The sequence below is a fragment of the Exiguobacterium sp. FSL W8-0210 genome, from assembly GCF_038006045.1.
In the GTDB taxonomy this organism is placed as follows: domain Bacteria; phylum Bacillota; class Bacilli; order Exiguobacteriales; family Exiguobacteriaceae; genus Exiguobacterium_A.
Genome location: NZ_JBBOUK010000001.1, coordinates 1,781,494 through 1,802,554 on the forward strand (window position 1 = coordinate 1,781,494; position 21,061 = coordinate 1,802,554).

At 44.6% G+C, this 21,061-nt stretch carries 22 protein-coding genes; 6 read left to right on the forward strand and 16 right to left on the reverse strand.

Features of this window, described 5'->3' with window-relative positions:
• Window positions 1-126: 126 nt before the first annotated feature.
• From MKY22_RS09465 to MKY22_RS09475, 3 genes are read left to right on the forward strand one after another with little or no spacing between them, the layout of a single operon-like run.
• Window positions 127-744 (forward strand): hypothetical protein, encoded by a 618-nt coding sequence (locus MKY22_RS09465; protein ID WP_341088532.1) that lies wholly within the window; start codon window positions 127-129, stop codon window positions 742-744.
• A gap of 48 nt (window positions 745-792) precedes the next feature.
• On the forward strand, window positions 793-1,587 hold the full coding sequence (locus tag MKY22_RS09470; protein ID WP_341088534.1) for a thymidylate synthase: 795 nt from the start codon (window positions 793-795) through the stop codon (window positions 1,585-1,587).
• Window positions 1,584-2,060, forward strand: a complete 477-nt coding sequence (locus MKY22_RS09475) for a dihydrofolate reductase (protein WP_341088535.1) — start codon at window positions 1,584-1,586, stop codon at window positions 2,058-2,060. The genes MKY22_RS09470 and MKY22_RS09475 overlap by 4 nt, the downstream gene beginning before the upstream one ends.
• A gap of 52 nt (window positions 2,061-2,112) precedes the next feature.
• On the opposite strand, the gene MKY22_RS09480 is transcribed toward MKY22_RS09475, so the two are convergent.
• Window positions 2,113-3,630 (reverse strand): GGDEF domain-containing protein, encoded by a 1,518-nt coding sequence (locus MKY22_RS09480; RefSeq protein ID WP_341088536.1) that lies wholly within the window; start codon window positions 3,628-3,630, stop codon window positions 2,113-2,115.
• Window positions 3,631-3,710: 80 nt separating this feature from the next.
• Window positions 3,711-5,105: a class II fumarate hydratase gene (gene fumC, locus MKY22_RS09485; protein WP_341088538.1), complete on the reverse strand. Its 1,395-nt coding sequence runs from the start codon at window positions 5,103-5,105 to the stop codon at window positions 3,711-3,713.
• A 176-nt stretch (window positions 5,106-5,281) separates the two neighbouring features.
• On the opposite strand from fumC, the gene MKY22_RS09490 reads away from it, so the two are divergent.
• Window positions 5,282-6,463 carry an IS256 family transposase gene (locus MKY22_RS09490; RefSeq protein ID WP_341088539.1) on the forward strand — a complete coding sequence of 394 codons (1,182 nt, stop codon included), beginning with the start codon at window positions 5,282-5,284 and terminating at the stop codon, window positions 6,461-6,463.
• 108 nt (window positions 6,464-6,571) lie between these two features.
• A complete protein-coding gene (locus MKY22_RS09495; protein ID WP_055968472.1) occupies window positions 6,572-7,876 on the forward strand; it encodes a hemolysin family protein in 1,305 nt (434 codons plus the stop codon).
• A 22-nt stretch (window positions 7,877-7,898) separates the two neighbouring features.
• Here MKY22_RS09495 and MKY22_RS09500 read toward each other — a convergent pair whose 3' ends face one another.
• The 3 genes from MKY22_RS09500 to MKY22_RS09510 are packed head-to-tail and all read right to left on the reverse strand — an operon-like array spanning window position 7,899 to window position 10,454.
• Window positions 7,899-8,300, reverse strand: coding sequence for a reverse transcriptase-like protein (locus MKY22_RS09500; protein WP_064299690.1), 402 nt, complete (start codon window positions 8,298-8,300; stop codon window positions 7,899-7,901).
• A complete protein-coding gene (locus MKY22_RS09505) occupies window positions 8,293-9,252 on the reverse strand; it encodes a CobW family GTP-binding protein (protein WP_341088545.1) in 960 nt (319 codons plus the stop codon). Before MKY22_RS09505 ends, MKY22_RS09500 begins: the two co-directional genes overlap by 8 nt.
• Window positions 9,253-9,263: 11 nt before the next feature.
• A complete protein-coding gene (locus MKY22_RS09510; RefSeq protein WP_051656283.1) occupies window positions 9,264-10,454 on the reverse strand; it encodes an HD domain-containing protein in 1,191 nt (396 codons plus the stop codon).
• A gap of 140 nt (window positions 10,455-10,594) precedes the next feature.
• On the opposite strand from MKY22_RS09510, the gene MKY22_RS09515 reads away from it, so the two are divergent.
• Window positions 10,595-11,080, forward strand: a complete 486-nt coding sequence (locus MKY22_RS09515; RefSeq protein WP_341088548.1) for a hypothetical protein — start codon at window positions 10,595-10,597, stop codon at window positions 11,078-11,080.
• A gap of 270 nt (window positions 11,081-11,350) precedes the next feature.
• On the opposite strand, the gene MKY22_RS09520 is transcribed toward MKY22_RS09515, so the two are convergent.
• From MKY22_RS09520 to yvfG, 11 genes are all read right to left on the reverse strand, one after another.
• Window positions 11,351-11,917: a deoxycytidylate deaminase gene (locus MKY22_RS09520; protein WP_029341969.1), complete on the reverse strand. Its 567-nt coding sequence runs from the start codon at window positions 11,915-11,917 to the stop codon at window positions 11,351-11,353.
• 49 nt (window positions 11,918-11,966) lie between these two features.
• Window positions 11,967-13,175 (reverse strand): toxic anion resistance protein, encoded by a 1,209-nt coding sequence (locus MKY22_RS09525; protein ID WP_029341970.1) that lies wholly within the window; start codon window positions 13,173-13,175, stop codon window positions 11,967-11,969.
• Window positions 13,162-13,905: a 5-bromo-4-chloroindolyl phosphate hydrolysis family protein gene (locus MKY22_RS09530; RefSeq protein WP_029341971.1), complete on the reverse strand. Its 744-nt coding sequence runs from the start codon at window positions 13,903-13,905 to the stop codon at window positions 13,162-13,164. Before MKY22_RS09530 ends, MKY22_RS09525 begins: the two co-directional genes overlap by 14 nt.
• Before the next feature lie 256 nt (window positions 13,906-14,161).
• Complete coding sequence (locus MKY22_RS09535; RefSeq protein WP_341088549.1) at window positions 14,162-15,505, reverse strand: sodium-dependent transporter; 1,344 nt, start codon at window positions 15,503-15,505, stop codon at window positions 14,162-14,164.
• A gap of 176 nt (window positions 15,506-15,681) precedes the next feature.
• Window positions 15,682-16,554, reverse strand: coding sequence for a diacylglycerol/lipid kinase family protein (locus MKY22_RS09540; RefSeq protein WP_341088550.1), 873 nt, complete (start codon window positions 16,552-16,554; stop codon window positions 15,682-15,684).
• Entirely contained in the window at window positions 16,551-17,693 is a 1,143-nt protein-coding gene (locus MKY22_RS09545) for an ABC transporter permease/substrate-binding protein (protein WP_341088552.1), read from the reverse strand. Before MKY22_RS09545 ends, MKY22_RS09540 begins: the two co-directional genes overlap by 4 nt.
• The gene (locus tag MKY22_RS09550) at window positions 17,690-18,421 is read right to left on the reverse strand and encodes an ABC transporter ATP-binding protein (protein WP_341088554.1); all 732 of its coding nucleotides are present in this window, start codon (window positions 18,419-18,421) and stop codon (window positions 17,690-17,692) included. Before MKY22_RS09550 ends, MKY22_RS09545 begins: the two co-directional genes overlap by 4 nt.
• A 184-nt stretch (window positions 18,422-18,605) precedes the next feature.
• Complete coding sequence (locus MKY22_RS09555; RefSeq protein ID WP_341088555.1) at window positions 18,606-19,241, reverse strand: 3D domain-containing protein; 636 nt, start codon at window positions 19,239-19,241, stop codon at window positions 18,606-18,608.
• Between the two features lie 681 nt (window positions 19,242-19,922).
• Window positions 19,923-20,132, reverse strand: coding sequence for a hypothetical protein (locus MKY22_RS09560; RefSeq protein ID WP_023468601.1), 210 nt, complete (start codon window positions 20,130-20,132; stop codon window positions 19,923-19,925).
• Between the two features lie 60 nt (window positions 20,133-20,192).
• Window positions 20,193-20,804: an NUDIX hydrolase gene (locus tag MKY22_RS09565; protein ID WP_133207477.1), complete on the reverse strand. Its 612-nt coding sequence runs from the start codon at window positions 20,802-20,804 to the stop codon at window positions 20,193-20,195.
• The gene (gene yvfG, locus MKY22_RS09570; RefSeq protein ID WP_023468603.1) at window positions 20,801-21,022 is read right to left on the reverse strand and encodes a protein YvfG; all 222 of its coding nucleotides are present in this window, start codon (window positions 21,020-21,022) and stop codon (window positions 20,801-20,803) included. Before yvfG ends, MKY22_RS09565 begins: the two co-directional genes overlap by 4 nt.
• Between the last annotated feature and the right edge of the window lie 39 nt (window positions 21,023-21,061).

Genomic DNA, 21,061 nt, shown 5'->3' on the forward strand with positions numbered 1-21,061 from the left:
TAACATGTCCATGAGAGGTGCTCAAGCAAGAACCTTAACATATTTGATATCATGAAATATGAAATACAAGTGTTTACTACATCCAAGATGATGGGAAAGAAAGGTATGGGAAAGGAGTGTGGACAAATGTATCGTCGATATTTGCTCTTCCTTGTTTGGGCGATTGCTATTGTCTTCATCTTATTATTTGGAAATAATCGTGTCTTTCCAGAAGGTTTCTTGATTTCGTTTTTACGTTTCGACCAAAGTCAATTTGATACATCCGCGTTAAGTTTATTTGCCTTACTCGGTATTTATCCGTTCACTTTCTTTTTACTATTTCTAGATGAGAAACGATTCATGCGCCCCGGACCGCTCGTCGCAAGTATTGGATCGTTCTTCTTAGGTGCCTTCGTGTTGATGCCTTATGTCGCCCTCGCTATTCCAAGGAAAACGTTTCTTCCTTTTCGTCGTCGCGGGTGGATTCCTACCGTCGTCGCCTTACTTAGCGTCGTGACGACATTATTGCTTTGGATTGCTCTTGCTCGATCTGATTGGAGTATATTCCGCATCTACTTTGAGACCAATCAATTCGTTCGAACGATGACCGTCGATTTGTTATTATTCTACATTCTGCAAGTCTATCTGCTCCGGCGCATTCGTGTTCGGAATGCACAATCATTAGAGTGGCAAGACGTGATTCCGCTCTTTGGCTTATTTCGTTATCTATTCGCAAGACATTTACCGACATCCTCAAAATCTTAATTTATGGTACAATGAAATTTGGATTTTTCGAAAAGGAGATGTCATCCGATGGAACAATATCATGCACTTTGCGAACACATTTTGGAACACGGAACAAAAAAGGAAGACCGGACGGGAACGGGAACACTCAGCGTGTTTAGTCACCAAATGCGCTTCTCCCTTCAAGATGGTTTTCCTCTCATTACGACGAAAAAGTTACATATGAAGTCGATCATCCATGAGTTGATTTGGTTCATCTCTGGTGATACGAATATTCGTTATCTACAGGAAAATGGTGTGCGGATTTGGAACGAATGGGCCGATGAGAACGGAGATCTAGGTCCTGTTTACGGGGCACAATGGCGCTCTTTTCCACGTCCAGATGGCACGACGGTCGATCAGCTGGCACAAGTCATTGAACAGATCAAAACGAATCCGGATTCTCGTCGTTTGATCGTCAGTGCTTGGAATCCTGGACAAGTCGATGAGATGGCTTTACCGCCCTGTCATCTCTTGTTCCAATTTTATGTCGCTGACGGAAAACTATCATGCCAATTGTATCAACGTTCAGCTGATGTTTTCTTAGGCGTACCATTCAATATTGCATCTTATGCGTTACTGACACATATGATTGCTCATGTATGTGGACTTGAAGTCGGAGACTTCGTTCATACGCTCGGTGACGCTCATATCTATTCAAATCATATTGAACAAGTCAATCTTCAGTTGACGCGTACCCCGAAAAAATTACCGACGCTGCGCTTCGCTCGAACAGTCGATCGTATCGAAGACTTCCGCTTCGAAGACATCATTATTGAAGGCTATGATCCTGATCCGCACATTAAAGGTGTGGTAGCCGTATGATCACACATATCGTAGCGTATACGAAAAATCATGTCATTGGTCATGACAATGCGATGCCTTGGCATCTTCCAGCTGATTTGGCTCACTTCAAGCGTACGACGATTGGCAAACCGATCATCATGGGACGAAAGACGTTCGAATCCATCGGACGACCGTTGCCCGGTCGAGAGAACATCGTCATTACGCGCGATCAGACGTTTGCAGCCGAAGGTGTAACGGTATGGCATGATCTATCTGCTTTACAACCATACGTCGATTCAGAAGAAGAAGTCTTTTTGATTGGTGGTGGAGAGTTGTTTGCTCAAACGCTTCCTCTTGCTCGCCGCCTGTATGTCACTGAAATTGATACGGTTCTTTCTGGAGATGTACATTATCCCGAAATCCCATCTTCATTTCAGATTACTTCCGAAACACATTATGATGCGGTCGAGGGAAACGATTATCCGTTCATCATTCGTCGATATGATCAGTAACTAAAAAACAGCCACATTGCTCCGTATGACGGACAAATGTGGCTGTTTTTTTTTAAGGAATTTGCATGATCCATTCAGCAATCCATTCCTCCATATCAGAATCGAACTGTGAGGTCATGATATAGTCTGTCGCACCGCATGATAGCGCATTGGCTAAACGATCGTCTTCTTGATTTGTCACGATCAAAGCATCAATGATCGATTCCCGTTGTTGTCTCCACTCCTCTAATCGTACAAAGTTCTCGCTTGCTAACTGATCGAGTGAAAGAATCGCCAATTGTATTGGCGACGTCCGTTGATCGTCTAGCGAAATCACCTCAATATGGTATTTCGGATGATCCGGCATATCAAGCGTATGTACCTGTTTAAGGAATCCTTGCTCGACACGGATATAGACCGGTATTTTTTCGATCGATATCGCTGTTGAATAGGACACCACTTGATTACGGCCGTTACGTTTCGCTTGATACAGAGCTTCATCTGCCTCTGCTGTTGCTTGCGCCAGGGATGTGTGGAGATCAAAAGCAAAGGAGAGACCAATCGAAACTGTTACTTTTAATCCGTTCGCAAAAATATGGCGCTCGACACGCTCGCGAATTTTATTCATACTCGCAACTGCTTGCGGTACTGTTTCTGCTGAAAACAATAAGATGAATTCCTCACCACCGAAACGAATGAATTCATCATCGAGACGAGCGGCTTGTTGAACGACGGTAGCTAGTTCGGAGAGGACCAAATCCCCTGTTGGATGTCCATGTAAATCATTGATCCGCTTAAAATGATCGATATCAAAAATCGCTAACCCAAATGTCCGCTGTTCACGTTCGAGACGTGCTACGCGACGATCATAGGCACTTTGGAGGTATTTCCGGTTATAAGCTCCCGTCAGTTCATCGACTAAAATCGTCGAAGATACGACCCTTAATTTTCGTAATAGTCTCGCTAGACGAACATGTCGTTCTTCATTCGTCACTGTCTCATCCCAGTAGTCATCAGCTCCCATCTCATAGCTGACTTGACGAATGTCAGACCGGTTCGGACCTACGATGATGACGGGAACGAATGCTGACTCCATTTGTTTGATCAGTTTTTGAGTCAACTCTAAGGATTCCGCGATAGATGCATGGTCGATGATGACAGCATCCATAGCAATATCATGTGATATCGACAACGTGTCTTCCACCGAACTGAAGAATCGTGACATATAGCGCTCCTGTTCGAGCGATTTCTTCCATTTAATATTCTCAAGAAAACGTCTTGTCACAGTGACGACCAATTTTTTTCGAATCCGATTGGCGCGTGAGCGTTCCGACAACTGATCGACGATTGGCCGCAGTAATTCTTTAACGATCGGCTGCGTGATGACCGCATTCATTTGTTCCCACGTCGCTTTTTCCCGACTCACTTGATCGGCAAGTCCTTTAAACAGTTCCTCTCTCCCGAGCCCTTCAAGCCAGCTTGCTAATGCGAGTAATTCTGTCCGTGGCACGGTCGGCATCCGAAGTAACGTCTCCACCATGATGATCGTCTGTTGCAGTTGTTTTTCTATCCGTTTTCGACTCCGTTCCATCCAATCCCCTCTCTTTCCATACATCCGAAGAATCGTCCTCGGATAAAGAGAAAGCGAGGGAATTCCCCCGCTTTTTCAACTCACGCTTTTAAGTTCGGACGGACCATATCTGCTGGTACAATCCATTGATCATATTGTTCTTCTGTTAGTAGACCAGTCGCAAGTGCTGCTTCTTTTAAGGTTGACCCGGATTGATGCGCTGCCTTTGCAATTTTCGCCGCATTCTCATATCCAATGTGCGGGTTGAGTGCAGTGACAAGCATCAACGAACGTTCGACGTTCTCAGCGATGACGGATTGTTCTGGTTCGATTCCGATCGCACAGTGGTCATTGAACGAATGCAAGGCGTCTGTCAGTAAGCGAACGGATTGTATGAAGTTATACATAATGACCGGCTTGAAGACGTTTAGTTCGAAGTTTCCTTGACTTGCAGCAAAACCAATCGTCGCATCGTTTCCAAGGACTTGTGCAGCGACCATCGTCAACGCTTCACTTTGAGTCGGATTGACTTTCCCAGGCATGATTGAGCTTCCCGGCTCATTTTCTGGAATCGTGATTTCGCCGATTCCTGCTCGTGGACCTGATGCGAGCCAGCGAACGTCGTTTGCGATCTTCATCGCGTCCATCGCTAATGCTTTGACCGCACCATGCGTAAAGACGAGTTGATCGTGGCTTGTTAGGGCGTGGAATTTGTTTTCCGCACTCGTGAATTCATATCCCGTTTCTTCACTCATCTTTTGCGCAGCCAAATCACCGAAGTCCGGATGTGCGTTGATGCCCGTTCCAACAGCCGTACCGCCGATTGCTAATTCCGTTAACGGATCAAGCGTCCGTTCGATCATTTGCTTCGAAAGTGCAAGCATCCGGACCCAACCGCTGATTTCTTGACCGAGTGTGATGGGTGTAGCATCTTGCAAGTGTGTCCGTCCGATCTTGACGATATCCGCAAACGCGTTAGCTTTTTCGTCAAGTGTCGCATGCAAAGCATCGATTGCTGGGAATAGTGATTCCAACAAGACTGTCTTCGCCGCTAAATGCATCGCTGTCGGATATGTATCATTTGAACTTTGTGATTTGTTGACGTCATCATTCGGATGAATCGTCGTCTCACTGCCTTGTTGTTTCAACTTGCGTGTCGCGACCCGAGCGATCACTTCATTGACGTTCATATTTGACTGTGTACCTGAACCCGTTTGCCAAACGACAAGCGGAAACTCATCATCGAATTTCCCCGCGATGATCTCGTCACATACTTCAGCGATGACACCCGCTTTTTCTGCCTCAAGCACGCCTAAGTCGCGGTTCGCAAGCGCCGCTCCTTTTTTCAGGACTGCAAAGGCACGAATGACTTCAATCGGCATTTTTTCCGTTCCGATCTTAAAGTTTTCCAGACTACGTTGTGTTTGTGCGCCCCATTCCTGCGCTTCTGGTACACGAATTTCCCCCATCGTGTCACGTTCTACACGGTATTCCATAAACAAATTCCCCCTTTTGATTATTTCTCTTTTAGTTTAACGCAAAAGTAGACAGAATGGGAATGAGAGAGACGAGAGCGTAAAATATCTTGTGTAAATGAATAAATAGAAAAAGGAAGACCTTTTCTTGTAGAATTAAGTCACCACAACCCATTCACAGAAAAGAGGCCTTCCCTATGACTCAGTTTACAACAGATATCATGCAAGCTCTAGTAAAAAAAGAAGACATCTCCGAAGTTTTCCGCAAGCATCTGGAGACAGCGGTCAATACGCTCCTTCAGACCGAACTCACAGCTTTCCTGGATTACGAAAAATATGACCGCATCGGCTTCAACTCCGGCAATTCCCGGAATGGCGTCTACACGCGGACACTCCATACGGAGTACGGGGATTTAAACCTGTCGATTCCACGTGACCGGAACGGCGAATTCAACCAACAGACGGTCGCTCCATACAAGCGCTCAAACGATACGCTGGAATCTTTCGTCATTCACATGTTCCAGAAAGGCGTCACGATGTCCGAGATCTCGGATCTGATTGAGAAGATGTACGGCCATCACTACACCCCGCAAACGATTTCCAATATGACGAAAGCGATGAGTGAACAGGTCGAAGCGTTTAAATCTCGTCCGTTGGATAAGCGCTATGCCTGTGTCTATCTGGATGCGACTTACATTTCCCTCAAGCGCGACACCGTCTCCAAGGAAGCCGTCTATATCGCAGTTGGCATCCGGGAGGATGGCTCGAAAGAAGTCCTGGCTTATACAGTGGCGCCCACGGAATCCGCGTTCGTTTGGGAAGAAGTCCTATTGGACTTAAAGGAGCGCGGTGTCGAAGAGGTGCTTCTGTTTATCTCCGACGGCTTGAAAGGCATCACCGATCGCATCTTTGCGGTTTTTCCGGATGCCAAGTATCAAGCGTGCTGCGTCCATCTGTCGCGCAACATCTCCCACAAAGTCCGTGTCGCTGACCGGCCAGAAATCTGTGAAGACTTCAAATCGGTGTACCGGGCGGAAAGCCGGAAACTGGGCGAAGAGGCACTGAAAGCCTTTGTCGAGAAATGGAAAACCGCCTATCCGAAAGTGACAAGATCATTGGAATCCAATCCCTTTATTTTCACCTTCTACGACTTCCCAAAATCGATTTGGCGAAGCATCTATTCGACAAACCTCATCGAGTCGTTCAATAAGAAAGTGAAGAAATACAGCAAGCGCAAGGAGCAATTCCCGAACGAAGATTCCTTGGACCGCTTCCTGGTTTCCCAATTCGAAATCTATAATCAGAACTTCTCCACCCGTTGCCATATCGGATTCGATCAAGCTCGTGCAGAGCTGGTTGAGATGTTCAAACAGGCTTAATCAACATATATACAAGAAAAGGATTTACTTATTTACACATAATTATTGACGGTCTCAGAGAGACAGTTTTGGGGAATAGTTTATTATCGAAAAAGGAGTGAAGATTTCATGTGGTTGATTAACTTAACGATTGTACTGCTTTTGATTCTAGCAAACGGTATTTTTGCGATGACCGAACTCGCTTTGCTTTCCTCAAAACGGTCCAAATTAGAGAAAGCAGCGAATGATGGCAAAAAGTCAGCCCATGTTGCGTTAGAGTTACTTGATCGACCAACCGATCTGTTATCGACTGTTCAAGTCGGCATCACGTTAATCGGCATCGTCAATGGTGCCTTTGGTGGTGCCGCTCTCTCAGGACCGGTCATCAAGTGGCTTGCTCAATTCGCGTGGCTCGCCCCTTATGCCAGTACGATCGGATATATTCTAGTCGTAACGATCATCACCTATATTTCACTCGTCATCGGTGAACTCGTTCCTAAGCGTGTCGCCCTTGTCAGTCCAGAACGGGTCACGATGTGGCTTGCTCCACCGATGCGTTTTTTCTCGATTGTGCTTCGACCATTCATTTGGGTTCTAAGTAAGTCGACGAGTTCCATCTTCCGTTTGATTGGTCTGGATCGACTGCAAACAGAAGACGAGACGGAAGACGAAGTCCGGCAATTACTGATTCGTGGTACGCAAGAGGGAACCTTCAATCGGTCTGAAGCGGAGCAAGTCTCTCGTGTGTTTGATTTTCATGATTTGTACGCTTACGAACTGATGGAGCCGCGTACCGTTACCGAATGGATTGACTTAGCGGATGACTCCGATACGATCTTACAAGAGCTCCGGCAAGCGCGACATCGAAACTTACCGGTTGGTCATGGTGACTTGGATCACTTCGTCGGTTTCATCGATGCGAAAGAGGTGCTATCAACGGAACGACCTGTTCAAGAACTTGAACGGCTGATTCAATCACCGCTGATCGTTCCCCGTCAATTAAAAGCAACCGTCTTGCTTGAACGGATGCGCAAAGAGACGGTATCAATCGCATTTGTTCTCGATGAATACGGTGGTTTCCTAGGCATGATCACCTTATTCGACATCCTCGAAGCATTCGTTGGCGAAATTTCAAGCGTTGAGGAAGAACCGGAACTCGTCATGCGAAAGGATGGCTCCTTCCTAGCGGATGGTCTATTGCACATCGATGATTTAAAGCGGACGCTCGGTTATACAGAAGACTTACCCGGTGAACAGTTGAACGCCTATCATACGGTTGCTGGTTTGATTCTATATACGTTAGGTGATGTTCCCTCCCGTGGGAGTACTGTCGAAATTGGACCGTACCGGTTTGAAGTCGTTGATTTAGACGGACGACGCGTCGACCAAATTCTGATCGAGCGCATCGAACATGAACAAACACCCCTACCGTGAGGATAGGGGTGTTTGTCGTCAATCATGCTTCGTATAATCGTAACGCCTCTCGTGCGACACGATCTGCTTTGTTCTCCGACCGTGGAATCCACTTCACGAAAGCGAGTGGTAAGAGTTGATAACGCGCAAAGGCAGGATCAAAAATCGTCTGCGTTCGTTTGTTCTTGACGAATTCGCGTTCGACTGCGAGTGCAACGGCTTCTGAATCCGTCCGAAACGAAATGACGCTCTCGCCTTGTGCAATCAGTTCGTGCGCCCACTCGACGGCTTTCGCAAAAGCAATAAATTCTGCTTCATGATTATTGATCGCTTGAATTTGATACATTTTTTCCGTGACTTCGCCCTCGGAATTTTTACTGAAAAGCCCAACCGCCGCTTCATCATTTGAAGGACGGACCGTACCGTCAAAATAAAGTTCAACCATGTTCAATTGCCGCCTCGATTCCTTTTCGTATCGCTTGTTCATCTAGCCCTTTCCCAATGAAGACGAGCGTCGTCTTTGGTTGTTCGCTAAATGGTTCTCTGATTGCTGTGCCATAAATCATGCCAGTACCTTGTAAAATGACCTTTCGATCCGTATCTGCAAAATGAATGATTCCTTTATAGCGATAGAGATCTTCCGCATACGCTTCTAACACCTCACGTAGAACCATTCCAAATCGATTTCGGTTCAAGGGTCGTTCCTCGACAATCGTCAATGCCGTGAAATCCTCAACCGATTGATGAATCTGATCCGTTTGTTGACTGAGTCGTACTTGCTCTTCTTTTGGAAAATGGAACGTTTCAAACAGTCGGTCCGATTCAAGTTGAGCCTGTTCCGTTTCAATGATAGCTGCAGAAGGATTTCGTTCGCGCAGTAAAGCGGTCAACGTTTCGCGCTCTGATACATCAACTAAATCCATCTTATTTAAGATAAGGACATCAGCAAAACCGATTTGTTTCACATTTTCTTGGAACGTCAGTTGACGTTCTAAATGATATGCATCGATGACTGTGACGACACTGGAAATCTGATAGGACTGTTCAACAGCCGGCTCAAAATAGAATGTCTGTAGAATCGGTCCTGGATCAGCAACGCCTGTCGTCTCAATCAATAATCGATCAAACGATAGCTCCCCATCTCGACGGCGTTTTGCGATCCGGAGCAACGCATCCCGTAAATCACCGCGAATCGAACAACAAATGCAGCCATTCGTCAATTCGATCATCTCTTCGTCACTTCGTTCAATCAATGCTTCATCAATATGAACAGAACCTACTTCATTGACGAGCAACGCAAACTTTTCTGTCGGTTGAGAAACGAGATGATTGAGTAGCGTAGTTTTACCGGCACCTAAAAAACCAGTAATGACAGTCGTACGTATTTTGTCTTGCATGATTTCACTCCTTAGCGTCCTTGTTGCTGACGCCATTTTTCTTTTCGTGCATCGAGTAGATCGATCGCATGGAGATACCAAGCATCTGTCGTTTGCGGCGTAACACTTGATCCCCACTCGCGTTTACCATGGTGTGATAATACCATATGCATGAGACGGTGATAAACAGCACGCGGTAATCGGATATCTTCTTCTCGAAGTGTTTGTTCGAGAACAAAACATCCATATGGCATATGCCCCATCAACACGCCGTCCAGATCAAGCGCAATGCCCGCCAGTTCTTCCTCTTCCTCTGTTACGTGCAGCAGTCTTGAAAAACGATCTGCCGAAGCCCCTGCATGTGTATACTCCCATAGCTTTCCGATGTCATGCAATAAAATGCCGAGTAACAATTCGTTCGGATTTGGACGTTGATCTAACAGTGCAATCCCTTTTGCCGCTTGATAGAGGGCATCAAAACTATCATCCCAAGAAAATTGACGTATCTCTCGTTCAGCTGCTTGGAATAGTTCATTTTTATGATCGGCTTCTGCTTCTTGAATACATTTGAGTAGCGTCAAGTATGGTTGTTCACTATCACAAATTCCTCGACCAATCGTCATCATACAAGCAGTGTGTTTCAGCAACCCACCGATATAGGCATGGTGATGAAAAAGAGCAGCCGGTCGTGTCGAAAAATCTGCCCAGTACTGTCGCAAAATCGAGAGCGCGATTTCTTGATGAGGAGAATCAAGCTGACCGACTAATCCAAGCAACTGATCACGGTATGTTTCAAGCGATTCACCTGCAGGTAACTGTGGCAAGAACTGCGTCGGTGAGGCATCATGAATCGGAGTGACACGCTGAACGGTCAATGATTTGTTTCCGGATTGCGGCGGATATTCCTCTACCTTGGCCTCGACCCGAACGATTCGTGTTTCGAGATAGGGACGAAGTGCTTCTTCTGCCGTTCCTTGATTGATCCATTGTTTTCCCTTACAAGATCCAGCGGGCGAATTGAACGTGAATTGTAACCATTCTCGTCCGGTTTGACCAGTACGGATTTCACCAGAGGCAACAAGTAGGACCTCTTCCACTCGTTCACCGGGAGCACATGTATCAATCGAAAATCCAATCGGTTGATTCGACTGATTAATGGAAAAATCAACATTTTCATAAGGAGGCATCGTCACTTCTGGAAGTGCCTTAAATAATTGAATCACGTCATCTCACTCCTTTTTCTTCATTCATATCATAGCAGACACGATTTCATCACGACTACTATTAAGCAGATATTGTAAGCGTTTTCTAAATGAATTATGATGAAATTGGAAGTCCATTTTATGCTTAAGGAGGAGAAACGATGATTCGACCACTTACTCAACTATACAGTGAAGCTGTTGGCACACTCGATCAATGGACGGTATCCGAAATCGTGACACGCGATCAAATTCGGCAAGCTGTTCAGTTGTACGATCCATATCAAATGCATACGTCGTATGCTTTGGAACAATTGTTGATTCATGAATTGAGTGAGGCTTGTCAGCATGTCCAAGAACAAGGGCTAACGTTGGCTGATGCGCAAACAGAGCTTCTCATTCTCTCTGCCTTCCAAAGTGATGCGGGCTATCAAGCAGAGGAAATTCAAGATATGTCTCCCACTGCAATCAAACGGCACTTGTCTTCGCTAGACGCAGCCTTCAGCCGACTATTACATCAACTATTCTTACATCAATCGCAACCAGACATCCTCTGTCAGCGATTCATGACGATCCTTTCAGGTGCGGTCGCCACAAAATGTGCGATCCGTGCTAAACGCCTCAAGGAAGCGACACTTGTTCATCCATAAAAAAAATCCTGACTCATGTGAGTCAGGATTTTTTCATTCAACGACCTGGCATTCCAGCTCCTTGATTGGTTTTGTATGAAAATGCGGCGTTCCGCTTCGTCATATTCTATAGTCATCATGACAAACTATTCAATTCCTGTCAATTCTTTTCTAAAAAAAAGTGGACCGATTTTCGATTGAAAATCAGTCCGAATGGAAGAGTGAATAATTACCATGGCAATGCTTGATTTCATCATACAATGCAATGGAAGCGTTTACAACCCTTTTTCGTTAAATTTTTTCAAGAAAATATTCGTTTGCGAGTGGCAAGTGAATGACTTCGATCCCACTCTGCCTCATCAGGTTCAACCCGTCCCCGTATTCATACCCTGTCGAATAGACGACCCGATCGATTTTAGAGGCAATCAGCGCCAAACTACATGCATGACACGGACTATGGGTGACATAAGCGGTCGCATGACGCGCACTCGTCGAATCGGCTGCCAGCTTACCGAGCGCGTTGATTTCAGCATGAATCTCGTGTTGTTTCGACCATTCATGGTGTTCTTCTTGATTTTCGCACCGATAAAAAAGAATCCCGTTTCGTTCAATCGATTCTTCAACCACCGGGTGGTCAGGTCGTGATGTATAGAGAATACCCTCTTGCTTTAAGTAAATTTCGTTGCAATTCACATGCTGACTAGGTGTTCCGTTTATCCCAATCGAAATCGGCTTTTCATCTTTGACGATGACACAGGCAACAGATTTCGAGGCACATTTAGAATGACGATCTGCCATCATCCGTGCGAATAATAACCATGTCGTATCCCATTGCAGCTGTTTCTCTTCACTTTTCATTCCTAATCCTTCCTTTCATGAAGGAAAGGAACACGAAAAATCGTGTTCCTTAGTATGGTCGATTCGGTAATTCTCTGCTTTTTGAAGCGACTTCGATGACTTTTTGTTTCAGTTCGTTCTCCATTCGTTCTAACTCATGCTCCGCATCACGACGCTTTTGTTTTCCTTCTTGTTGGATGCGTAATGTCTCATCGAGTGTCTCAATCAAGTTTTGATGTGCAACCTTTAACGATTCAACAGATACGATACCTTTTTCGTTTTCTTCCGCAATTTCAATTGACGATTCCTTCAGCAACTTCGAATTTTGCTCAAGTAACTGGTTCGTAGTATTGGTGACATCCTTCTGCATTTCAAGCGCTGCCTTTTGACGCGACAGACTCAAAGATAGGACAACTTGGTTCTTCCAAAGTGGAATCGTATTGACGACGGCTGATTCAATTTTTTCCGCTAGAATTTGGTTGTTTTGTTGAATGACACGAATTTGCGGTGCCATCTGCAAGCTAATCGTTCGAGATAATTTTAAATCATGGATTTTCTTTTCAAAACGATCCGTCAATTGAATCAAGTCATTTAATTCCTGTAACTTCGTTTGATCCCGCGATACCTCGACTTCTGTTCGTAACGGTTCGATTTCATGTTGACGAACGTGAGCAATTTTCGTTTCGCCGGCTGCAATATAGACGTTCAATTCTTCGAAATAACGCTTGTTCTTTTGATACATTTGATCAAGTAGCGTAATATCCTTCATTAAACCAAATTTCGATCGATCAAGATTGTGTACGACTTCTTCCAGATACGCACTCATTTTCTCGTATTGCAAGAAGTACGTTTCCGCTTTTTTCTTCGCCCGACCAATGACCGGTACGTTCGACCAGAAACTCTTTTTTTCTTGGAGCGTGTCTGGATCCATTTGGCGGACACGTTGCATTAAATCACTCAACAATTTTCCCGCTTCGCCGCCATCCTTCATCTTCACTTCACTTAAGACTTGATCAGAGAATTGGGATAACTCACGTTGAACAGGCGCGCCAAACTGCATGACAGCATCTGTTTTCTGAAGATCAATCACCTGTAGTAGACGTTCGATCTTTTGTCGTTGTTCTGACGGAACATCTGAAGGAATCATCTCTTCGACCGGACGTGCCGGCATTTTAGGTGGTGTCTCTGCTACATTCAAATCGACCGATGGATCAGAAATCGTCGGTTGCTCTTGCTCATCAGGCCATTGTTGCCATGTATCTTTATCAGAATGGGTCATGTCGGTAACTCTCCTCCTGTTTTCGTTGTTCAGTCTCTTGCGCCAGTACCTTTTCAATCGTCAAAAGTTCCCGTTCTAAATCAACGGTGTCTCCTTCAAGCAACAAGGTTTGTTGCTGTTTCAGCTTTTGACCGATCATCTTTAAGTTCGAAATCAATTGATTTTTCGTATCCAATTGAACTTGGGCACCACGGCGTTCCAAATCGGCATATTTTTCTGAAATCGACAATAAGGAATCCAAGTAGAATGTAAAGAAGTCCCGAACTTTTTTGACGTCGCGTGGACTTTCATATAATTCCTCGAACAATACATGCGCTTCACGAGAGACGATTCGCATCTCGCTTCTAATTTCGCTATCTCGAATGGACGGAACGATTTGATCGTACGTCTGGATTTTCGCAAATCCTTCTTCGATTGTCCGCTGCAATACTTGAAGCTCCAAATCATCCGTCTCTTCAAAACGGCGTGTCGCCCGTTCTGGTTTTAAAATGACACTTCCGACGAATTCCTCTTCATCGTCAAGAAGTAATTTCTTTTTCACATTTTTCCGCTTGATTTCAGTCGACTTCCGTTCTGTCCGATATCGTCGACCTGGTTTTGTCCGGTAACCGCTCCAAATGAACCACAAACCAAGAGCGATGAAGATTCCCGAGAAGTTGAACGTATCGGCTAATTGTAGAAATACGAACATCATACCGATGGAACCAAATATCCACCATGAAGACTTCATGTCATCCCCTCTTCCTTCGTGCTGATTCTTCTATCAGGTTTACGTGTCTTTATTTTAACATTACGTACGGTCTAACAAAAAGTTTCCCGTTTTTGCGAAATGTTACGCCTCATGTATTCATATTTCACCATACTTTTTAACGAATGACATCAGGCTGAAGAATGAACTGTTCAGGCTTTTCTGTTTGATATCCTTTCATGACAAATAAGGTAGTCGACAATTTTAGTCGACTACCTTATGGAGAATACTTCATTTATTATCCGAACAACGGCCAAACAAGAATAATGAGGATCGCAATTGGACTTAGGTAACATACACTCAGTCGCCAGATTGGGACCATTTTTTTCATCATTGGGCTAGTAACCAATTCTTGTTCGACAAGTGCACGGTCTAACTTAAAGCCAGCAAAAATCGAAATTAATAATGCACCGATTGGCATTAAAATATTCGAGACTAGGAAATCAACGCTATCAAAGAACGTTTTCCCCATGAACTGCGCATCACCTAAGATTCCGAACGAAAGCGCGGACGGAATCCCGACGATTGCAATCGCTAGTGTCGCAAGCCATGTCGTCCGTTTTTTATCACGCATCGTCGCGTTTTCTTTACGATCCGTTAAGGAAGCAACAACGACCTCAAGCATAGCGATCGATGACGTGATCGATGCGAAAGCAAATAGAAGGAAGAACAATGTTAAGAACAACGAGCCAAACTGGATCTGACTGAAAACAGTCGGCAATACGATGAAAAGTAATGCCGGTCCTTCTGCAGGGTCAAGACCCGAAGCAAAAACAGCTGGGAAAATCGCGAATCCAGCTAATAATGAGACGGCGACATTCATTGTAACGATCCAAGCTGCAGAACGATTAATCTCTCCACGTTCCTTCATATAGGAAGCGTATGTCAGCATCGCTGATACACCGAGCGATAGTGAGAAGAACGCTTGACCGAGTGCACTGAGCACTGATGTTCGATTCAGGACCGAGAAATCAGGCTGTATGAAGAATTTAACACCTTCCATTGCACCATCGAGTGTCAAAGAACGGACAACAAGAACAATGAAACAAACAAATAATAAAGGCATCATGATTTTACTCATTTTTTCAATACCAGATTGAACACCACGTAAGACGATCCAACACGTCAATGCGAGGAAAATCAATTGTCCTGAAATGACATAGAGCGGTGAGGCAGAAATCGTGCCGAACAGTTCACCAAGCGCACCACTGTCCATCGTCGTTAAACGACCAGTAAACCCTAGAATGGTATAAATCAATACCCATCCACCAATGACGCTGTAGAAAGAGAGCAACAAGAAACAGGCGATGACACCAAGGACACCAATGAACGTGAACTTCTTATGGCCAAGCTCCGAGAATGCTCGAAGTGCTGTTTTCCCGCTCGTTCGACCGATTAAAAATTCGGCAATCAAGACAGGCAGTCCCAGCAGTAAGGTAAACACGAGGAATAAGAGTAAAAACGCGCCTCCTCCGTTCGTTCCAGTCGTGTACGGAAATTTCCAAATGGCCCCCAGACCAATGGCGGATCCCGCTGCTGCTAAAATAAATCCAACTTTTGAAGCCCATGCGTTTCCTTTCATGGTGCTCCACCTCCTTTTCAAAATACTTTTTCATTGTACAGAAAGAATCCGTGAAAGTCATCCTTTATCAAATATTTTCTTTAAAGCGTCAAAGCATAACCGCATACGCGTGTTGAATAATCACTAAAAAAGAGAAGATCGTATACTTTTACGACCTTCTCTTCCTTCCAATTTTATTATAGAGTGTCTCCATACATTCGGAGAAACTCTGGTAATACTTTGACTGTCACTGGTGTATGAATCGCTTTTTCACCATCTGTATCAATGACTTTTGCATCTTTCGTTTTCAACTGAAAACCGCTTGTCAGGATATGCGTAAAGGAAGGATCATTGGCAAGACCGATTTTTTGAAGGATCACATCACGAATAGTCGTCAAGTTTACTTCATCGACGATGACTAAATCAAGTTTCCCATCGTTATATGCTCCATCTGACAAGTTTGTTTCGATTCCACCGAGCGATTCTCCATTTGCCGCAAGGATTAGTACCGCTTCGCCTGTCATATGACGACCTTCGTCTAAGATTAATTCATATTCAAATGGTTTTGCTTCTAGACTCGAACGAATCGTCGATAGATAATAACCCATCTTACCAAGACGTGCTTTTTCTTCCGTATCGATTCCAATTGATGCTTCTGCGACAAGACCAACGCCAAGGAAATTCAAGAAATAGCTATCTTCGACTTGTCCGAGATCAACTTGAACGACATGTTGCATCGCAATCGCTTCCGCGGCAAGGCGCGGCGCCATCGGCAACCCGAGTGTTCGTGCGAAATCATTACAAGTACCTCCAGGAATGATCCCAAGAATTGGTCGCTCGTCTAGTTTTGCGACGCCGTTGATTGTTTCAAAGACCGTTCCATCTCCACCAATGACGACGACGGCATCAAACGAAGATGATTCTTCCGCAAAATGCATCGCATCGCCGGCTTGTTTCGTATTTTTAATGACGATTTCATCGAACAATGTACTTAACGGTTCGATGACTTCTCCAAGTAATCCCATACCATTCATGCCCGCTGTTGGATTACTGATCAGTAATAGCTTCATTGAATGATGCCTTCTTTCTTCAGATAATCACGAGCGACTTCATTCGCTGTTTTCCCACCATATGCGACCGCTTCATTCATTTTGGACATCTCTTCATCAGAAATTTTACCTGACAATTGCTCAAGTGCTTGTTTTACTTCTGGATACTCCTCGATCGTCTCTTGACGCAGAAGAGGAGCCCCTTCGTACGGCGGGAATAATTGCTGGTCGTCTTTTAGGACCACCATGTCGTATTTCGCGATTTCTGGATCCGTTGAGTAAGCATCAATGACATCGATTTCACCTGATTCGATTGCTTTATAGACGAAGGTCGTCTTCCCGAAGTTCGGTTTGACTTGTACCGTCAAATCCGTTTCATCTTCAATGACAATCTTATACATGTTCATTAAAATTTCCGGTTCTACACCTAGTTTTCCAGCGACGACGAGATCTGGTCGTTCACTACGACCGAAGGCAAAAGGTGCGACGACGATCGCAACCATTAAGACGACTGCCGTCACGAGACGTGCTGTTTGTCGTTTACGAGTCGCTACTTCCGTTTGACGTAATAAGCCATCAAATAAAAGCGCGAGCAGTGCTGCCGGAATCGCACCGAGCAATAATAGATAGTTATCGTTACGGTCAATCCCGAGGAGAATGATCGAGCCTAATCCTCCAGCACCAATCAAGGCAGCAATCGTCGCTGTACCAATGATCAGTACCATCGCGGTCCGAATCCCGGCCATCATGACAGGTAAAGCTAGTGGGAGCTCGACTTTCCAAAGGCTCTGCATCGGAGTCATCCCACATGCGCGTGCCGCTTCCTTAATTGAAGGATCGACTTCGGCAAGCCCTGTATAAGTGTTTCGAACGATCGGTAATAAAGAATACAAGACAAGTGCAATAATCGACGGTACTGTACCAATCCCGACAAGTGGTATCATCAAACCGAGTAATGCGAGTGATGGAATCGTTTGGATGACTGAGGTCACACCAATCGACCACTCACTCAGACGTTTGTTACGTGATAAGTAAATCCCAAGCGGAATAGCGATTACACAGGCAATGAGCAAGGAGATGACAGATAATTGGATATGTTCGATCAATGCTTGAAGCAGTTCGCTCTTTCGGTCTTGATACGTCTCCAGCAATCCGTTCATTCGATATTCCCCCTGACTTGACGCATGAATTCTTGAACGAACGGATCATTACTTGCTAATACCTCTTCCTTCGTACCGATGAAAGCGATCTCTCCAGCGTTCATCAGACAGATGCGACTGCCTAGTTTCAACGCTTCGTTCATATCGTGCGTGACGAACAAAATTGTTTTACCAAGCTCTTCGTTTAGATGCAACAAATCATTTTGTAATTGTTCCCGTGAAATGGGATCAAGAGCAGAAAATGGTTCGTCCATCAAGATGACGTCTTGTTCTGCTGCGAGTGCCCGCATAACCCCAACACGTTGTTGCTGTCCACCAGAGAGTTCACTTGGATATTTTTTCTTAAGTGAGGTGTTTAATCCAGTCAACCGAAATAATTCATCGACCCGTTGTGCTACTTTCTCCTTATTCCACTTCAATAACTCAGGCACGACGCTGACGTTTTCCTCAATCGTCATGTGTGGAAAGAGAGCGATCTGTTGTAAGACGTAGCCAATTCGCCGTCGAAGTTCATGTTCATTGATCGACATGATCGGTTCACCATCGATCCAAATTTGTCCTTGCGTATGATCAATCAATCGATTGACCATTTTCATCGTCGTTGTTTTACCGCATCCTGAAGGACCGATCAAACAAAAAATCTCGCCTTGTTCAACCGTAAAATTCACGTGTTGCACTGCCTTTGTTCCGTCTGCATACGTTTTGCCGACATCCTTGAATTCAATCACGAACCATCCCTCGTTTCCCGGTTTATTATCTTTGTAAAATTCCCCTTTCTTGGACATTCTAAAACCTATTCCGTCCACTCTTTCCCCTGTTTTCTAAATCCAACATCGAACAGATCGTTATTATATTCTTCATCAAAACAAAAAAGACGATGGAAACCATCCATCGCCTACCCATATACGCCTCTTACTCGAACGTCACCGTGACATGACGGCGACCCCATTCTAAAGCTTCTTGTTTTGAACCGACAAGAAGATCCATGATTTTTCCGCGAATCGCACCACCTGTATCGAGCGCAATCGCATCGCCGAAACCTTCTACATGTACCTTAGTTCCAAGCGGTACGACCGATGGATCGACAGCAACGATGCGACGCCCTTCGTATGTAATCGTATTCGTGACGTCATAACCCGATGCCGTTAAGGCACGACCATTATACAAACGGCTTCCATTGTTTTCTGGATTCGTCGTATATGCTGTCGTCTCAAACGTTTCCGTACGCTTTGTGGAACGGTCAGCGTTTGCTTGTGTTCGACTTTGTTTCTGTACCTGTCGTGCTTCCTTTTTGGCTTCTTGTACTGCTTTTGCTTTTTGCTCTGCTTCTGCTTTTTGCTTAGCCAAGGCTTTTAGACGCGCTTGTTTTTTCGCCTCTGCTTGTTCACGCTTCTCTTGAGCAGCTTGACGCTTCATCTCTAATGGATTTTGTACGATCGTTTTCTCCGTACCGATCCCGATTTGTGCTGCCGACGCTTCGTGATGCGGCAAAAGAATAAATATGAATCCCGCTAAACAAAGGGATAAAAGGAATGATGTTCGTTTCATGTTGATGCCAACCTTTCTCGCCGTTTTACGACCCGCACAACGTATCACGGTGACAAATAGTTTGAAAAGCGAACACCATGAATTGAAATATATCTGTCAAAAAGTAACGAAATGGTTACACGCTTACAAAAAACGCTCTCAATCGTTGTGTATCAACGTTTTTATATTTTGTAACCGTTCTGTTACGAATTAATCTTTGTTATTCTTTTGTAATAAATGTATCTTTTCGATGTTTTCAGTCATTTTGTCCAATTCTTCAAAAATCAAAAGAATGTAGGATTTCATTATTATTCAGTTCGCTGGATGAACATAAAAAACACACCAATTATGTGGTGTGCTGAGTTTGCAAACAAGATGGTCCTGCGGAACCAGTTGTTCCAATATGATGGTATGTTTTAATCGATGATGGTGATCTCTTTTACCCATTATGGGAAGTCTTCCTCCTTCTTCGTTTCTACTTTTTTATACCGAAAGAAAGAGGCGAGAAGCATTTTGTTCAATCGAAATCGCTTCCTAGAGAAAAACAAGCAGGAGCGACCCTGCAACGAAGTGAAGCGGCGCAATGCTTGTCCCAGGAAAACGATTCGAGATGAACAAAAAAGCGCAATCTTTCTCGTTAAGAGAAAAATTACGCTTTGTCTTAAGTCTGAGCAAACCAATTATGTGGTGTGCTTTCATGTATTATTTTGTTTTGCGTTCTAGCAATTCAATCTCTGACTTTAATAAAACTTGTTTTTCAAACTCTAAGCCGAGTGCCTCAAAGTTTTTCGTGTGGGATACATCACCAACGACCGTATTTGTCAATACTGCCGTTACTTCCGCCACCCAGCCTTCTTTCGTTTTTACCATATCGCCAACGATATAATCGAATAACTCTTCTGTTTCTTCCATTTGACTCATCTCCTGACACGTTCAATTACAGTTAATCATATAAAATAACGACCGAAAAAGCTAGTCACGCGTCAATTGAGCTAAGAACTGGCGCAAGATTTTAGCAGTTAGTCCCCAAATCAAATAGTCCCCGTGCTCATAAAAATGCTCCGTGACTGTATACGTACGATCCAGATAGGCTTCTCGATTCGCCATTCGTTCGGTCGGCACTTCCTTACCAGGGCGAATCCGCCACTCCATATCTCCTTTAATCGGCTTTGAAGTCATCAATTCCGTTAATGACACGAGAAACACATGATCGACTTCAGCCGGCGAAGGATTAAAGTCTGTCGCATGGAGAATACCAAGATACGGGTAAATGATCGACCGGTTCGGTGTCACGAGTGGTTCAAGCGTTCCAATCACTTCGATTTCAGAAGCACTGACATTTAATTCTTCAACCGTTTCGCGGACAGCCGCTGCTTTCGGTAATTCACCGCCATCGATTCGACCACCCGGAAAAGCAATTTCACCTGGTTGTGAACGTAATGTCTTAGCTCGTACTTGAAATAACAAATAGACTTCGCCATTCTGTTCGACTAACGGAACGAGTACAGCTGCCGCATGACGAGGTAAACGTTCTTCAGAATCTACGTAATGCTTTCGGATATCGGCTAAGTTCACCTGTTTCATCGCCCTTCTTGTGCAACGTGTTGGTACGCCTCTTCCAGATGGCGCATACGGACGATGAGATCCGCATTCTTAGCAATCCGGTCCGATAAAATCGATCCTGCTACCGTCTTGTAATAGGCGTTTAACGCGTGTCGTTTCGTCAGATGTGCCTCATTCTGACGGATATATTCTTTAAAATTCGCAATCAATCGTTCTGTCGTAAAAAGTTGTTCGTTCACAAGTTTCATCCTTTCACACGTCAAGCGTGTCATCAATAG

What these genes read in the sequence shown, in the direction of transcription:
- MKY22_RS09465 (WP_341088532.1), top strand. Translation starts at nt 127, where the DNA reads ATGTATCGTCGATATTTGCTCTTCCTTGTTTGGGCGATTGCTATTGTC.
- MKY22_RS09470 (WP_341088534.1), top strand. Translation starts at nt 793, where the DNA reads ATGGAACAATATCATGCACTTTGCGAACACATTTTGGAACACGGAACA.
- MKY22_RS09475 (WP_341088535.1), top strand. Translation starts at nt 1,584, where the DNA reads ATGATCACACATATCGTAGCGTATACGAAAAATCATGTCATTGGTCAT.
- MKY22_RS09480 (WP_341088536.1), bottom strand. Translation starts at nt 3,630, where the DNA reads ATGGAACGGAGTCGAAAACGGATAGAAAAACAACTGCAACAGACGATC.
- fumC (WP_341088538.1), bottom strand. Translation starts at nt 5,105, where the DNA reads ATGGAATACCGTGTAGAACGTGACACGATGGGGGAAATTCGTGTACCA.
- MKY22_RS09490 (WP_341088539.1), top strand. Translation starts at nt 5,282, where the DNA reads ATGACTCAGTTTACAACAGATATCATGCAAGCTCTAGTAAAAAAAGAA.
- MKY22_RS09495 (WP_055968472.1), top strand. Translation starts at nt 6,572, where the DNA reads ATGTGGTTGATTAACTTAACGATTGTACTGCTTTTGATTCTAGCAAAC.
- MKY22_RS09500 (WP_064299690.1), bottom strand. Translation starts at nt 8,300, where the DNA reads ATGGTTGAACTTTATTTTGACGGTACGGTCCGTCCTTCAAATGATGAA.
- MKY22_RS09505 (WP_341088545.1), bottom strand. Translation starts at nt 9,252, where the DNA reads ATGCAAGACAAAATACGTACGACTGTCATTACTGGTTTTTTAGGTGCC.
- MKY22_RS09515 (WP_341088548.1), top strand. Translation starts at nt 10,595, where the DNA reads ATGATTCGACCACTTACTCAACTATACAGTGAAGCTGTTGGCACACTC.
- MKY22_RS09520 (WP_029341969.1), bottom strand. Translation starts at nt 11,917, where the DNA reads ATGAAAAGTGAAGAGAAACAGCTGCAATGGGATACGACATGGTTATTA.
- MKY22_RS09525 (WP_029341970.1), bottom strand. Translation starts at nt 13,175, where the DNA reads ATGACCCATTCTGATAAAGATACATGGCAACAATGGCCTGATGAGCAA.
- MKY22_RS09530 (WP_029341971.1), bottom strand. Translation starts at nt 13,905, where the DNA reads ATGAAGTCTTCATGGTGGATATTTGGTTCCATCGGTATGATGTTCGTA.
- MKY22_RS09535 (WP_341088549.1), bottom strand. Translation starts at nt 15,505, where the DNA reads ATGAAAGGAAACGCATGGGCTTCAAAAGTTGGATTTATTTTAGCAGCA.
- MKY22_RS09540 (WP_341088550.1), bottom strand. Translation starts at nt 16,554, where the DNA reads ATGAAGCTATTACTGATCAGTAATCCAACAGCGGGCATGAATGGTATG.
- MKY22_RS09545 (WP_341088552.1), bottom strand. Translation starts at nt 17,693, where the DNA reads ATGAACGGATTGCTGGAGACGTATCAAGACCGAAAGAGCGAACTGCTT.
- MKY22_RS09555 (WP_341088555.1), bottom strand. Translation starts at nt 19,241, where the DNA reads ATGAAACGAACATCATTCCTTTTATCCCTTTGTTTAGCGGGATTCATA.
- MKY22_RS09560 (WP_023468601.1), bottom strand. Translation starts at nt 20,132, where the DNA reads ATGGAAGAAACAGAAGAGTTATTCGATTATATCGTTGGCGATATGGTA.
- MKY22_RS09565 (WP_133207477.1), bottom strand. Translation starts at nt 20,804, where the DNA reads ATGAAACAGGTGAACTTAGCCGATATCCGAAAGCATTACGTAGATTCT.